Origin of the sequence: Oceanobacillus halotolerans, assembly GCF_010993955.1 — a bacterium.
GTDB lineage: Bacteria > Bacillota > Bacilli > Bacillales > Amphibacillaceae > Oceanibacillus_A > Oceanibacillus_A halotolerans.
In genome coordinates, this window is sequence record NZ_WIXL01000004.1 from 80,406 (window position 1) to 94,608 (window position 14,203).

Consider the following 14,203-nt stretch of genomic DNA (forward strand, 5'->3'; position numbering starts at 1 on the left):
TAAGGACAATCCTTTTCACATTTAATCGGATTGTCCCCGTTTATTAGTCAATTTGTGATCGTAGGTACGCGTCTATAAATGGGTCTAACTCACCATCTAAGACACCTTGTGCATTCCCAACTTCTTCATTGGTTCGATGATCTTTTACCATTGTATATGGATGAAAGACATATGACCGAATTTGACTCCCCCAGCCAATTTCTTTTTGCTCGCCACGAATATCCGCTAATTCTTGTTGTTGGCGCTCGATTTCATATTGGTATAACTTTGCTTTTAACATTTTCATTGCTGTTTCACGGTTTTTAATTTGGGAACGCTCAGATTGGCATGTGACAACTGTGTTAGTTGGTAAGTGGGTAATACGTACTGCCGAATCAGTTGTATTTACATGCTGTCCTCCTGCACCACTTGCACGATACGTATCTATATTAATATCTTCTGTTTTAATTTCAATGTCCACATCATCTGACATTTCAGGTAAGACATCACAGGATGCAAAAGATGTATGACGACGTCCGGAAGAGTCAAATGGGGAGATACGTACAAGACGATGTACCCCTTTTTCCGCCTTTAAATAGCCATAGGCATTATGTCCCTTAATGTGTAATGTAACACTTTTAACACCTGCTTCATCACCAGGTAAATAATCTAATGTCTCAACGGTAAAACCTCTCTGTTCTGCCCAGCGCTGATACATGCGTAACAACATACTAGCCCAGTCTTGGGATTCTGTCCCACCAGCACCTGGATGTAATTCCAGGATCGCATTGTTCGCATCATATGGTTCACTTAATAACATCTGTAATTCAAAATCATTGATGGCATCCCGTAGAGTTGTAATATCTTTTTCTAACTCTTGATACAGCTCAGTATCATTCTCTTCTTTTACAAGTTCATAAGATACATCCAGATTTTCTAGGTCTTCCTCTAATTTATCAAATGTATTCACATAAGCCTTTAGCCCATTCGTTTCATTGATAACCTTTTGTGCATTATCTTGATTATCCCAAAAGTCTGGTTCTGTCATTTGTACTTCTAATTCACCAATACGTTCTCTCTTCGTATCTAAGTCAAAGAGACCCCCTAAATTCTTGAATTCGTGTTGCCATTTGGTCCAATTCTTGTTTGATTTCAACAAGTTCCAATTCCATCACCTCTATTAATATCTAAAGCTTTTATGAAACATATGTCGTGTGAGAATACTCCCGTAAAAGGGAAGACGCACTAAAAAACACTAAGCGAGTGTTGTGCTCTCTTCCCTTTTTCGTGGCTATTAATAACTTGACATCATCAAACCTTAAATGTCAACGAATCCCTTCGTGGCACTTGTGACATACTATTATCTACCATGGCAGTTTTTGTATTTTTTACCACTTCCACATGGGCATGGATCATTTCGACCTATGTTCTCTTTTTTTACATATGGCTTACGTTTCTTTTGCTTTTCTTCTTGTCCACCAGAAACAGCTTGTGTATTTTTTACTACTGCTTCACGTTGTAGGTTATCACGAATTTGTGCCTTCATGACATAACGGGCAACTTCTTCTTCAATGTTTGCAACCATTTCTTCAAACATGGAGAAGCCTTCCATTTGGTATTCACGTAAAGGATCATTTTGTCCATATGCTCGTAAATGAATTCCCTGACGTAATTGATCCATCTGATCGATATGATCCATCCATTTCGTATCAACAGTACGTAAAAGAATAACTTTTTCAAATTCCCGCATTTGCTCTGATGATAATTCTTCTTCTTTTTCATCGTAACGCGCACGGATTTTTTTCATGATAACATCGGTAATTTCTTCTGGTTCTTTTCCTTTAATATCGTTAACCGTAATATCTTCTTGCTCTAACAGGTTCCCGTGTAGATACTCAATAATAGCATCTAAGTTCCATTCTTCTTCTACATCATCCTGTGTATGACTTGCTACCACACGTTCCACTGTCGAAACGATCATATTTTCAATAATTTCACGTAAATCTTCATCTGCATCTATCACTTCAAAGCGTTGTTTATAAATAATTTCACGTTGCTCACGTAGCACATCATCGTATGAAAGTACTGTCTTACGTGCATCAAAGTTATTTCCTTCTACCCGTTTTTGTGCCGATTCTACCGCACGAGAAACCATCTTACTTTCAATCGGTTGTGAGTCATCCATTCCTAATCGTTCCATCATGTTCCGTAAATTATCAGAGCCAAAACGACGCATTAATTCATCTTCCATCGATAGGAAAAATTGAGACATACCAGGGTCACCTTGACGACCTGCACGTCCACGCAGCTGGTTATCAATACGACGGGATTCATGTCGCTCTGTCCCGATAACAGCAAGACCGCCTAGCTCTTTAACACCTTCTCCTAATTTAATATCTGTACCACGACCGGCCATGTTTGTTGCGATCGTAACCGCACCTTTTTGACCAGCATTTTCGATGATTTCGGCTTCCCGATAATGGTTCTTTGCGTTTAATACATTATGCTTTACGCCTGCTTTTTTCAACAACTTAGAAATGATTTCAGATGTTTCTACAGCAACAGTTCCGACCAATACTGGTTGACCGATTTCATACTTTTCTTTAATTGTATCAACGACGGCACGTAGCTTCCCTTCCATTGTCTTGTAAATCATATCTGCTTTATCATCACGGATAATTTGTTTGTTCGTTGGAATCGCAATAACATCCATATTATAAATGTTACGAAATTCCTCTTCTTCTGTTTTTGCTGTACCTGTCATCCCTGATAATTTTTTGTACATACGGAAAAAGTTCTGGAAGGTAATCGATGCAAGCGTCATGCTTTCATTTTGGATTTGCAAGCCCTCTTTTGCCTCGATCGCTTGGTGTAGACCATTACTATAGCGACGTCCTTTCATTAAACGTCCAGTAAATTGGTCAACAATCACTACTTCTGCATCTTGTACAACATAATCGGTATCTCGATGCATCGATACATGTGCCTTAAGTGCTTGGTTAATATGATGAATCAAGGATACATGGTTAAGATCAAACAAATTCTCAATTCCAAAATAGTTTTCTGCTTTATTGATCCCTTCCTCTGTTAATTGAACCCCTTTGGTTTTCTCATCATACGTATAATCTGTTTCATTCGCTAGTGTTCTTACAAACGCATTTGCCTGTTGATACATGGTTGCTGACTTTTGTGCTGTACCTGAGATAATTAATGGTGTTCTAGCTTCATCAATTAAGATTGAGTCCACCTCATCAATGATTGCAAAATTTAGTGGACGCTGCACCATTTGTTCTTTATAAAGCACCATATTATCTCGTAAATAGTCAAAGCCAAATTCATTATTCGTACCATACGTAATATCACAATAATAGGCTTCTCGTTTTTCCTCTTTAGACAACCCATTTCCATTCAATCCCACGGTTAAACCGAGGAATTCGAATAATTGTCCCATTTCTTTCGCATCACGATCTGCCAAGTATTCATTAACGGTGATAATATGCACACCTTTTCCTGCTATTGCATTTAAGTATGCCGGCATAGTAGAAGCCAGTGTTTTCCCTTCCCCCGTTTTCATTTCTGCAATATTTCCTTCATGAAGGGCTATTGCTCCATATAATTGGACAGGGAATGGACGCATTTTTAATACTCGCTTAGCAGCCTCACGAACAACTGCATACGCTTCTACTAGCATATCATCTAAGCTTTCTCCATTTGCATATCGTTCCTTGAATTCCTCTGTTTTATTTTGTAATTCGGTATCTGATAATTTTTCGATTTCTGGTTCTAACGCTTCTATTTGATCAGCTTTTTTCTGTAGGCGATTTAGCTGTTTTTGATTTCCATCACCAAAAATTTTCTTTAATATCCCAGCCATATAAACGCTCCTTCATTTATTCTATCACTTTGCCACATGTGCTTTTCACCGTTGTATGCATGTCGTTTTATCCTGTATAATACTGCCTGTTCTCAAAATGCAGAACATCCTTGCAATAGTTTCGTACATGCCTTCATTGTCCTGTGCATCGTTAAGGGTGGAAAAAGAGACCCAGGACGGAAATGAGTAGCCATTAAATGTTGATTTTTCCTTCTATCAGTGTTGAGTACGCACTGATTTGAAGGCTTACTTTATACTTTAGTCCATTATTAATCATAACATTCTCTAAAGTAATATGACAACTGTAGATAGTAGGTATAATTTTTCATTTTTATACATAAATTAAGGTTGTTTTCTAAAAGATTGTTGCTTTCTAGTATGAAACGTCATGCGTATAAGATGTTTTATGCGTAATAAAATTAAAGCCGTTGATTTCCACTTCGGACAGTCGCTTTCCGCGGACAACGCTTCAGCTTCCTCGGAAGCAAAAACCGCTTCCTGTGGGATCTTCAGCTGTTGTTTTTCCGCAGGAGTCGACTGTCCTACGCTCCAATCAACTATCGTATTGATCATATCAGTGAAGGAAATACACGGAGACTCCTGCGGGAATAATGGCCTAGGTGAGACCCCGCAGAGCGAAAAGCTCGAGGGGGCTCATCAGCCACCCGCGGTAAAGTAGACACTGTGAAAACGTAAAGTTTGAACAGATGTCGCACTTATGCCCCTGGTTAAAGCGAAGTGTATTTCCGGAACGGGTAAACGCTCTAAACATCGCTTATTGCACATTATATAGATTATGCGTCGTAGAAAACAACAAAGTATGCGAAAAAAAGCCTAAATTAAAAAGGCGATCCCACAAAAGTAGGACCACCTATGATTGGGTATTATTTATTTGGTTCGATTAACCCGTATTTTCCATCTTTACGACGGTAAACTACATTCGTTTCGCTTGTATCAGCGTTCGTAAAGACATAAAATGCATGACCAAGCATATCCATTTGTAATACTGCTTCTTCGGAATCCATTGGTTTTAGATCAAAGCGCTTGGTTCGAACAATTTCAATTTCATCGCTTTCTATTTCATCTTGTTGTTTTCTAGCTTCATTTTCTAATTCTGCAAATATGTGTTTTGGAGAACCTTCTTGTTTAAATTTACGATTTACCTTTGTTTTATATTTACGGATTTGTCGTTCTAATTTGTCAACTACAAGATCGATCGCAGCATACATATCTGCATGATCTTCTTCTCCACGTAATAAAAGGTCCCTCATTGGAATCGTAACTTCAATTCGTTGTTCATCATTATAGACACTTAAATTTACATGTACATCTGAGGTTGGCGTTGTATCGAAGTAACGCTCTAATTTCCCAATCTTCTTCTCGACATAGTCTTTTAAAGCATTCGTCACCTCAAGATTTTCACCACGTATGTTAAAATTCATAAAAGTGTCCTCCTTTCATCCTTATATATATAGTATACTACGTTTCCCCTAAGAATTCCTGCATAAACTAGCTACATTTTTGTTAACGTTTGTCGAATTTTGCAGGAAAACGATCTGAAATAAGTTGACAACAGTATTTAGAACGAAAGAATGGGTTTACTTTATGGGAATACAAGTACAAGAAGCTTGCTCTGTTACCTTTTTCCCTTTACTGATACAAAAAACGGAAACAGATAAGTCTGCTCTGTTCCCGTACCGTGAGCTTTTATGTTTGTTTCGTCACTGAGATGTGTTTTCTTCTGTTTCTTTTATATGAATTTTCTCTTAACAAACCCAATACATATGAATTATTTTTTACGATCATAAAACATACCGTCCATCGTTTGGACATGCTTATATGGATTAGTGTAAGATTGATTGGATTTCTTTTGCTGCTTCATTTGTTTCATTTCTTGTTTTAAGTCAGCAAAAAGTGTATCCATCTTCTGTTTTATATTTTCATTAAGATCCACAATTTGGTTTCCAGTTGTTTTTTCCTCTTCTGTAAACGGTGGGTTGAGCTCGTCTAAATAAACAGCACGTTCTTCAATCAAACGATTTACCTCTGTAATGATTTCTTCTCGGTTTTTAGAGGTTGATGTATTGAGCACCTTATCTAATTCTTTTGTAATGTCGTAAAGTTGGGTGATTGCAGGATTCATACTTTAGCACCTTGTCCATATTTGTTTTTCCTTGTTTGAAGAATGACTTGTTTCCATGTATCACGAAATTCTGTTGTAAGTTGTAGCACTTCTTCTAATGCTTCCATTTCGTTATGGATGTTTCCTTCTCGTAGTCTATGTGTCATATATTCATACAATGGTAACATTTGCTGGGAGATTTCAATTTTCGTATCTAACGTAATCATTAATTCATGAATTATTTTTTGCGCCTTTTGGATATTTGTGTTCTTTGCTTCATAATTGTTGTTTTGTATATCTTTTATAGCTTGTTTGATGAACTTTATACATCCGTTATATAGCATAAGGGTCAATTCACCTGGTGAAGCAGTATTAACAGAATTATTTTGATAAGCTTGATATTGCTTGTTCATTGGTATTCCAACTCCTTTTTCGTACGTCTAGTTACATCATGCCGCCACCGAATTGGGACATTAGTTGTTGGGATTGGGTGTTCATTCGTTGTATTGCCGTTTCCATTTCGGTAAATTGATTCCAATAACGATTTTCCTTTTGTACTAATCGATCTTCAAAAGCAGCAATCCGATCATTAATATCTTTCAGACGTTTACCAAGAGTATATCCCTCTAAGGTATCGGTACCTTTTCCAGCGCGATTTTCAATTTGACTGATAGTGGATCCCACTGCATCTTCTAGTCGATTGACTAATCCCCTGCTTTCCCCATCATCACTATTGGAAAAAAGCCTGTGCACATCATCTGGATTATTACGTAAGGCGTCTTTTAAGGTATCTTCGTCCACTTCTAGTTTTCCGCCATCTAAATAGTCACTTGTGGTGCTAATACCAATTTGGGTTAAAGACTGATATTCTCCACCAGTATCTACCGTTTCATACCAGCTTTGACGCAAGGAAAGTAATCCGTTCGAAATAGCCGATTCCCCACGGAGAATGCCACTTTGGGCCTTTTCTTCCCATAGTTCAATTTCCTTCTCAGACATTTCTTCTTTTTGTTCATCTGTTAAAGGCGGATAATCTCGAAACCTTTCTTCTTGTTGGGTTCCATTTAATGTATCAACCACTTCATTATATTTATCGACAAACTCCATAATAGAATCAAAGGCTGCATCAACATCATTGGAAACAGTTAGATTGGCAGATCCAGTATCGTTAAATTGAAAATTAACGCCATTTAGCTCGTAGGAATTGTTTTTAGAGGTCATTTCCACACCATTATAATAGAAAGTAGCGTTTTCCCCGCCTCGTTCACCTATTAGATCACCGTTTTCATCAGTGATTGGATCACCGTTTTCGTCAATTCCACTACTTAACTTTAATACATCTGTGAAAAAGGTATTTCCGTCAAATTCGATTTCATTTCCATCTTCATTATAATCACCTGTTCTAGTTGCCTCCATGATCACCTTGTTTGATTGTGCATCATAAAAAGCACGTACATCATTATCATCATCTGAGATACGTTTTAATACATCATTTATCGTATCACCTTCATTTATTTCAACCTTATGTTCTCTCTCTTCCCCGTTCTTATCGTATGTTTTAAATTCGTAAATACCAGTATGATCATCTAATGACTCTGTTACATCCAAGTCTAATTCCTCTGCACTTATATTAATAGCCGACGTAGCAAGACTCTCTACTTCAATCTGATAAAAGCCCTCTGGAGTGCTTGATCCAGCTGTTGCAGAAATTGCACTCTCATTTGAGGAATTTACTGTTTTTGAATTGTACGTACTGCTCATCTTCATATTTAGCATCATATCATCTAATGATGCTAATTCTTTATTAACATCACGAAAAGCATCACGCTGCCATTCTAGTTTGGTCTGGTCCTGTTGCATTTTCTGGAGTGGCATTCTCTCTGCTTCCATTAGTTTATTAACGAGCTGATCAATGTCCATCCCAGATGCTAAACCACCAATACGCATTGGTTATCCTCCTTTACACCTTCTCATCTACTAAAAACCCAGCAAATTCTGCCATTGCTGCATACATATCAAGCATTTTCTTTGGGGGAATCTCTTTTATGACTTCATCTGTCTTCGAATCAATCACGGTCACATAATATTCTTCTAACTTTTCATGAAGCTCAAACTTCAAATTAGTTCGGATAGGTTCTGTCATTTCGTTCAGCTTGGAAACAACATCCTGAGCTGTTTCCGTTTTTGGTTCCTGTTGAATGACTAATTTGCTTTGATCTTTATCATCTTCATTTGTTTTCTTTTTTGCCTGATCTGACACTATTTGTTTTGTCTGTTCAATCTGTTGCAAGGGGTGCGATCCAGCTTTTACTTCATCTAATCTCATTGCCCATGCATCTCCTTATGCTATTCTTTTTTCTTTTATCGGCAAAACAGATCATTTCTTAAACGATTATTGATGATCTTTTTTAGCTTGGAGTAGATTAAGCACATCCACTGATATATTTGCAGCTTCATTATTTTGCTGTTGAATATCAAGATAAATCTCCTTACGATGAATATCAACTGACCTTGGTGCATCAATCCCTAACTTAATTTGATCCCCTTCGATTGCAAGCACTTTAATTTCGATGTCATCTCCAATTTGGATAGCCTCGTTCTTCTTTCTTGTTAAAATTAACATTACGATTCTCCTTTCACTTTGGGAGCAATCGAAGCTTTACTAGGATAATCATCGATATTTAAAATATATTGTTTGCCAAATTGATTTGCTGCATTAATGATAATAGGGGCTTTCAAGTTTAATGTACTGTTTTCAAAGGGTTGCTTCAATGTCACAATTGATAGTACAACTACATCTTTTGAATCCTTTATCGCCAAAGGATCTATAATGCTATCATCTAGTTCAAAAGTATATGATTGATAAAAATGATAAGGATTTGTCACGATGAAAGCGACATCCTTTGTATGTATGGATTGGAGCACTTGAAATACTGGGTTTTCAGGTAAATCGAGTAATACAAACTTTGTCTCTTCTATAAATCCAGGTAACCCAGTTGGAAATTGAATTACTTTTTCACGATCAATCGTTAATTCTCCTAAGTATTTGGTTTGAACATTCATTATATGTCACCCTTCTAATCAACAATTTTTATTCTACGACAACATCAATTTCTAATGATGGGTATTGTTTCATACTTGTTTCAACAGATCCAGGTTGGTATTCCATAATTGGTTTATTTGGTGTTGCTTGAATTATTGGCGGATTAGGGTTAACTGTAATGTCTACTTCAGATGGTTCATAGGTAGTTTTCACCGAAAAGTGAGATGGGATGAAGTCTATCCCTAACGATTTCATCCCATCATGCCCATTTTCAGCAGCTTGACGTGCAAGAGGATTTCCACCATTTTCAATTTTCATGAGCTCATCCCCTTGCCGAACCTTTCGAGCAATCCCTTCCTTTAATCCTTGTTTGCCTTCATTTGCGAATGTTTCAATCCGCTTTGAAATATGCATTAACCCCATATCTTCCCATGCCTTTGTTTGGTCAATCGTCAACTTGGAAGGTCTCGTCTTCATCGAAATATCCGCCTTAGGTTGTTGGATAGTCTGCTCTGCTTGAGGTTGACGTATGGTTTGAACACCACCTGTTTGTTTGATCGCAATTTGTGCCATTTGTGATTGCATTCGAATTTGCGGAAATTGCATGATGATATCCTCCTAAAACTAGCTATCTCATTAGAAAACCCTGGGCACGTTCGAAAAGGTGGCCAGGGTTAGTTTTAACGAAGAAAATCAATTAAGGTCGGTTGAATAATGCGTGAACCAGCGGACAATGCTGCACGATGAATGCTTTCTTGTGTAATCAGTTCCGTAATGGCCTCTTCGTAATCGATATCCTCATTATTTGCCATCGTTTGTTCGGCAATAATGGCTTGTTCGCTTAAACGGTTTTCAACAAGTTCAAGTCGATTCATACGAGCACCTAAATCTGCTCTAGCATTAATAATGTTATTGATGTTGTCATCTAATGTTTGAATACTAGCCTCAATATCTTCTTGGCTTCCAGTTTCCCTATCAAGTGCATCAATAAACTTATCTATATCAGCTAAAATATTCCCTTCTTCTCCTACTCCTCCAAACACTGTAGAAGGATCCACATTCGCTTGCAGCTTGGTTCCACTAGCCACCTCGATGTTAACGGGATCAGTATTAAAGGTAAACTCTTCTGGATTATCTGTGGAAATAGGTGGTGTATTCGTGTTTGTTCCATTAAAAATATATTTATCATTCACTTTTGTGTTAGCAATATCGATTAAGTTTTCTTTTAATTGTTCTACTTCTTCTTTAATATTCTCCCGCTCACCTTTATCATACGTATCATTACTTGCCTGTACTGCTAATTCACGAAGTCTTTGCATGGTTTGGGTTGCTTTATCTAATGCTGCATCCGAATTATCCATCCAGTTATGTACTTCATTTGTATTGCGTTGGAATTGCTCTACTTGTGTTACTTGTGAACGGTAATTAATTCCTTTCATTGCGATAACCGGATCATCTGAAGGACGATTGATCTTTTTTCCTGTGGATAGCTGATCCATTGTTTTATTCATATCAGCATAGCTTTTTGATAGATTCTTTAACATATTATTCGATAGCATACTTTGTGTAACACGCATTTTATTCACCTACCTTCCAACTAATCCCATATTATTAATAATTCGATCTAGCAGTTCATCCATTACCGTCATGCTTCTTGCCGCTGCATTATAGGCATGTTGAAACTTAATCATATTCGACATCTCTTCATCTAAGGATACTGAGCTAACCGATTGTCGTTGCTGCTCCACTTGTGAACGTAAGACCTCGGTATTATCGCTCATTCTATTTGCTTCTTGCGCGGCAACACCTAAGTCACCTATTAGGGATTCATAGTATGTTCGCACACTAGCATCCTCATCAAGATCTAGACTTTCATCAAAGACAGCAGCTAATTCAGATGCATTATCACCATTTCCAGATCCACCGTCTTCTTTACTTGCAGCTATTAGATCTGGGTTTTCTTGAATTTTGGAGTGAACTGTTATCGAGGTTGCGGTTATCGATTCATTTTCACCATCAACGCTCACGAAAAAGTTTCCATCAAAACCCTCAGGTTCTCCATTTAAACCTTCTCCTTCTTTATGAACCTCATTAAATTTTGTAGCAAAAGCCTCAACCATTGTATCAATATCAGATAGCATATCAGTGTAAAGACCACTAACCATTCCTTCGCTGCTTCCATCAGTTGTTGTCACATAGCCAAAAGCATCTATATTTCCCTTCAAGGAACCATTGGAAAGAAAATCTTCTATAGACCTAAGATGTTCACCAGTAGGCATTTTCTCTCCTTCTTTTGACTCATATTCCCCGATCGTGATACCTGCTACAGCTCCATATTGATCTCCTTCATCCAAGTAATGCACTTCAAGCTCCTGGTAATCGCCTTTTCCAGCACCCGCTTTTAAAAGTGCTGGAGCATCCTCAATTGGCACCCCTTTTTCATCAGCTAGTTTAATCGTCACTAGACCATCTGCAACATCTGGTGCACTATCTCCACTTTTGGAATAACTAACATCAATATTCATCATGCCAGATAATTCATCAATCAAGCGATCACGTTCATCATATAAATCATTGGCTAAATATCCATGTGGTTCAATTTGCTTAATTTGGTCATTGATTCCACTGATTTGCTCGAGGATAGAGTTGGCATTTTTGGTGGTTACCTCAATCTCATTCTTCAAATCAGAACGAATGGATTCTAATGAGTCTGCTGTGTAATTAAATGCCTCAGCTAAAGCAAGTCCTCTTTGCACAACAACTGACCTTGCACCTGAGTTCTCTGGGTTAACAGAGAGGTCTTGTAGGGATTGCCAAAATTGGTCCATAGACGTTGATAATCCACTGTCTGACGGTTCATTTAACAAACTTTCCATCCGGTCTGTTGCATCTGCCATCGCCTCATAATAGCCACTCTTACTATTTTCTGAACGGAATTGGGTATCTAGAAACTGATCACGTACACGTTGTACAGTGCCTGCTTCAACCCCTGTTCCCATTTGACCTGGGATATTTGGACGGTTACGGGATGCACTTGGGAAAGGTGAAGTTGTTTCAAAATTGACACGTTGACGTGTATACCCATCCGTATTGGCATTGGAAATATTATGTCCAGTTGTGTGAAGTGCTGATTGCTGTGCAAATAGGGCTTGCTTTGCCATTTCTAAGCCATGAAATGTACTCATTTTCTTACTCCTCCATATCTGTAACCTAAACGATTCTTTATGCCTTTGAATCAAAGACAGAACGACTTTCCGATGATGGAACTGTAGTTTGTCTTTTCGCACCATAGTTCATCCGCTTCAAGGATGGATTTAACATATCTAAGGAAATCTCCACAAACTGCATCGATTGCTGGATTAATGCCTGATTCAACTGTTCTTGTTGTTTTAATTTTGTAATCATGTTTGTCAATGCTGTTGTTGCATCGACTAATTGTTGCTTTTCCGTTTCATCTAAAATATAGTCCAACATTGTAGAAATGGTAGCCTCTGCATGAATTCCCTTTTCTTGAAACCATTGATCTACAAGCTGTAGTCGCTTTGCTTCCGTTTGTTCCAATATTTGCGCATCCTTTCGTTCCTTTACAAGAATCGTTTGTAATTGATCGATCTTGCCTTCTTTAATCGATGCGGTCTTTTCCTTGGACACCTCTAACAGTGATATATGAATGTTTGTTAATTTCTCTATTGCTTGTAAAATCACTTGAATGGACATTGTTGTCCTCCTTATCCTTTTGACCAGAAGTGAATCATTTTTTGCGCTGTTTTTTCATAATTCACTTGATAGTCACCAGATTCAACTTGTTGTTTAATATCTTCTACATATGCCTGTCGTTTTGCACTAGGCTTTTCTGTTTCCTGTAATTTCTTCGCTTCATTTGATATTTGCAGTTGATCTGCCTTTTTCGTATTTTGCTTATAGTCCTGCTGATTTTGAATATGTTTCTGATAGGGATTCATATTCGATTGGTTCGGACCATATATTTTCATCTATTTTTCACCTCTCTAACACTTTGCTTAAATAGACGGACTCACTTCTTAATTACTTTATCGACAGGTTAATCCAAAACTTAAAGCATTTCTCTTTATTTATCTCGATTGATTGCATAATAAATATTGGTTCTTTTTTCTTTTTCCTTTTTTTTCTTTTCCAACATTTCCTGATGACTTAAGCCTTGTAAGATTTCATCCGAGCATTTGCCACAAAGCTTTCCTCTCACAATATCTACCCCACAACGCTCACAGGGATAAGCTAATTTCGGAAATTGGGATGTTCGTAGACGTTTTTCTTTGATAAATTTTATGATGATGTCTTCATCTACACCTGTTGCCTCCACTATTTCCTTCAGCGTAGCCTCTCGATTTTCTCGTTTTCGCAAAAAGCTATAAACGGTTTCAAAATCAGCTTCTTCTTTCTTATAGCAATCCCGACATATATCTCGGATGTTTTTGACAAATAATGCACCACAACGTGAGCAATTAGCTAATTCTCCCATTGTGATTCCCCCTTCAACTGTTTTCTATTATTATAGCACACACCTGTTACCCACGTATCAATGTATAAGTATAAACTCGGGGACAACCCTTTTCTCGTAAACGACTAGCTGCATGTCTAAGTGTTGTACCTGTTGTATATATATCATCGACAAGAATAATGGGATTGTGAAGAGACTCGGTAACAGAAAATGGATTCTTTGTTTCTACTCGTTCTTTTCGTGTTTTTTTCGACTGCTTTTCCGAGTGAATCCGACTGAGCACATTATGTCTTGGGAGAGGGAGAATATCAGCTAACAATTGTGATTGGTTGAAAGCGCGTTCTTGAAGACGATCTGTGCTAAGAGGAATCGGTACGACCGAGGCTTGTTGTTTTCCTAAAAAAGAAAATGCCTGTTGAAATCCTTCCACAAAATCAGATTGGAACATATTCCCAAGGCTATAATCACCACGATATTTCCACTTCACAATCACTTCCTTCATAAATTCATTATATCGATAAATAGAATAATTAAAGATAATAGGATCATGACCATCATAGTAATTCTCCCACCATAAACAATCGTCGCAATAGGTTGTGTCACTCATCCTACTACACCTCTGGCAACGGCTCCCTTCTATTTTCTGCAATTTGGCAGTACAAGCTGAACACATAGAAGTTGGGGGTGGGATGATTAATAAATTACGCC

16 protein-coding genes are annotated in these 14,203 nt (G+C 37.7%); all 16 read right to left on the reverse strand.

Annotated features, from left to right (window positions below):
* Positions 1-43: 43 nt before the first annotated feature.
* Positions 44-1,145 (reverse strand): peptide chain release factor 2 gene (prfB, locus tag GHC26_RS06950; RefSeq protein WP_163970540.1). Its coding sequence is split into 2 segments (ribosomal slippage): positions 44-1,072 and positions 1,074-1,145, totalling 1,101 coding nucleotides; the frame shifts between segments, so codons are not numbered across the junction.
* Between the two features lie 194 nt (positions 1,146-1,339).
* On the reverse strand, positions 1,340-3,853 hold the full coding sequence (gene secA, locus GHC26_RS06955) for a preprotein translocase subunit SecA (RefSeq protein WP_163970541.1): 2,514 nt from the start codon (positions 3,851-3,853) through the stop codon (positions 1,340-1,342).
* An 884-nt stretch (positions 3,854-4,737) separates the two neighbouring features.
* Positions 4,738-5,295 carry a ribosome hibernation-promoting factor, HPF/YfiA family gene (gene hpf, locus GHC26_RS06960; protein ID WP_163970542.1) on the reverse strand — a complete coding sequence of 186 codons (558 nt, stop codon included), beginning with the start codon at positions 5,293-5,295 and terminating at the stop codon, positions 4,738-4,740.
* A 347-nt stretch (positions 5,296-5,642) separates the two neighbouring features.
* Positions 5,643-5,996: a flagellar protein FliT gene (locus tag GHC26_RS06965; RefSeq protein ID WP_163970543.1), complete on the reverse strand. Its 354-nt coding sequence runs from the start codon at positions 5,994-5,996 to the stop codon at positions 5,643-5,645.
* The gene (gene fliS, locus GHC26_RS06970; protein ID WP_163970680.1) at positions 5,993-6,394 is read right to left on the reverse strand and encodes a flagellar export chaperone FliS; all 402 of its coding nucleotides are present in this window, start codon (positions 6,392-6,394) and stop codon (positions 5,993-5,995) included. Before fliS ends, GHC26_RS06965 begins: the two co-directional genes overlap by 4 nt.
* A gap of 25 nt (positions 6,395-6,419) precedes the next feature.
* The gene (locus GHC26_RS06975; RefSeq protein ID WP_163970544.1) at positions 6,420-7,922 is read right to left on the reverse strand and encodes a flagellar hook-associated protein 2; all 1,503 of its coding nucleotides are present in this window, start codon (positions 7,920-7,922) and stop codon (positions 6,420-6,422) included.
* A 13-nt stretch (positions 7,923-7,935) separates the two neighbouring features.
* Positions 7,936-8,301 carry a flagellar protein FlaG gene (gene flaG / locus GHC26_RS06980; RefSeq protein WP_163970545.1) on the reverse strand — a complete coding sequence of 122 codons (366 nt, stop codon included), beginning with the start codon at positions 8,299-8,301 and terminating at the stop codon, positions 7,936-7,938.
* Positions 8,302-8,367: 66 nt separating this feature from the next.
* Positions 8,368-8,598, reverse strand: coding sequence for a carbon storage regulator CsrA (gene csrA, locus GHC26_RS06985; protein ID WP_163970546.1), 231 nt, complete (start codon positions 8,596-8,598; stop codon positions 8,368-8,370).
* Positions 8,598-9,038: a flagellar assembly protein FliW gene (fliW, locus tag GHC26_RS06990; RefSeq protein ID WP_163970547.1), complete on the reverse strand. Its 441-nt coding sequence runs from the start codon at positions 9,036-9,038 to the stop codon at positions 8,598-8,600. Before fliW ends, csrA begins: the two co-directional genes overlap by 1 nt.
* 28 nt (positions 9,039-9,066) lie before the next feature.
* Positions 9,067-9,624 (reverse strand): DUF6470 family protein, encoded by a 558-nt coding sequence (locus GHC26_RS06995; protein ID WP_163970548.1) that lies wholly within the window; start codon positions 9,622-9,624, stop codon positions 9,067-9,069.
* A gap of 74 nt (positions 9,625-9,698) precedes the next feature.
* Complete coding sequence (flgL, locus tag GHC26_RS07000; RefSeq protein WP_163970549.1) at positions 9,699-10,595, reverse strand: flagellar hook-associated protein FlgL; 897 nt, start codon at positions 10,593-10,595, stop codon at positions 9,699-9,701.
* Between the two features lie 9 nt (positions 10,596-10,604).
* Positions 10,605-12,203 carry a flagellar hook-associated protein FlgK gene (gene flgK / locus GHC26_RS07005; protein WP_163970550.1) on the reverse strand — a complete coding sequence of 533 codons (1,599 nt, stop codon included), beginning with the start codon at positions 12,201-12,203 and terminating at the stop codon, positions 10,605-10,607.
* Between the two features lie 37 nt (positions 12,204-12,240).
* Positions 12,241-12,735, reverse strand: coding sequence for a flagellar protein FlgN (locus GHC26_RS07010; protein ID WP_163970551.1), 495 nt, complete (start codon positions 12,733-12,735; stop codon positions 12,241-12,243).
* An 11-nt stretch (positions 12,736-12,746) separates the two neighbouring features.
* Complete coding sequence (gene flgM, locus GHC26_RS07015; RefSeq protein ID WP_163970552.1) at positions 12,747-13,010, reverse strand: flagellar biosynthesis anti-sigma factor FlgM; 264 nt, start codon at positions 13,008-13,010, stop codon at positions 12,747-12,749.
* A gap of 95 nt (positions 13,011-13,105) precedes the next feature.
* Positions 13,106-13,516 (reverse strand): TIGR03826 family flagellar region protein, encoded by a 411-nt coding sequence (locus GHC26_RS07020; RefSeq protein WP_163970553.1) that lies wholly within the window; start codon positions 13,514-13,516, stop codon positions 13,106-13,108.
* A gap of 46 nt (positions 13,517-13,562) precedes the next feature.
* The gene (locus GHC26_RS07025) at positions 13,563-14,102 is read right to left on the reverse strand and encodes a ComF family protein (RefSeq protein ID WP_226376886.1); all 540 of its coding nucleotides are present in this window, start codon (positions 14,100-14,102) and stop codon (positions 13,563-13,565) included.
* Positions 14,103-14,203 lie beyond the last annotated feature (101 nt).